This is a genomic window from Burkholderia sp. A9 (assembly GCF_000801975.1).
Genome location: NZ_JSZN01000062.1, coordinates 1 through 676, shown reverse-complemented (window position 1 = coordinate 676; position 676 = coordinate 1). Strand labels below are relative to the sequence as shown.

The following is a 676-nucleotide window of genomic DNA, read 5'->3' as shown; positions in this document are numbered from 1 at the left end:
CACGCGATGTCGTCGTCGCTGACGACGTGCGCGGCCATCCGCGCGGCGAACCCTTCGAGCGCGTAACGCATCTGGTACGTGTCGGGCGGCGACGACTGCTCGGCGAACCGCCATGGATGGGCGGCCGTCGCCTGCGCGCTTTCGACATACACGCCCTTGCCGGCGCGGATGCGCAGCATCCCGAGCGCCTCGAGCGTGGACAGCGCCTCGCGCAGCGACGCGCGGCTGATCTCCAGCTCCTCGGAGAGCTGGCGCTGGGCCGGCAGCAGGCTGCCGACCGGATACACGCCTGCCTCGATCCGGTCGCGGATCGTCGCGATGGCGGCGTCGGTCACGGTGTGCGGAACGTTTTTCATGATGTGAGCGATGGCCGGTCTGACCAGCATTGTAATCCGCACGCGCACGGTGCATCACCGACCTACGGGAAAGCCACGATCAGCCCCTGTTTGGTGCGTCGAAAGCGCGGACGAAGGGGTGGGAAATCCCTATTTGATTCGTCCTTGACGCCACTATATCGGCTTCCTACTATCCACCATAACATCACTGGTCTTACCAGTATGAACAGACGAAACTGCAACCGTTGGATCGGGAGAGCGCCGTGTCGAAATTCCTCAATTCGCTGTTTGGCCGGGTAGTCGTCGCATTAATCCTGGGGGTCGCGCTCGGCGCGTTCTTC

1 protein-coding gene is annotated in these 676 nt (G+C 63.5%); it reads right to left on the bottom strand.

Annotated features, from left to right (window positions below; genetic code table 11):
- Nucleotides 1-386 (bottom strand): FadR/GntR family transcriptional regulator (locus PI86_RS15380; RefSeq protein WP_152608129.1); only part of this gene is annotated, 386 nt, incomplete at its 3' end.
- Between the last annotated feature and the right edge of the window lie 290 nt (nucleotides 387-676).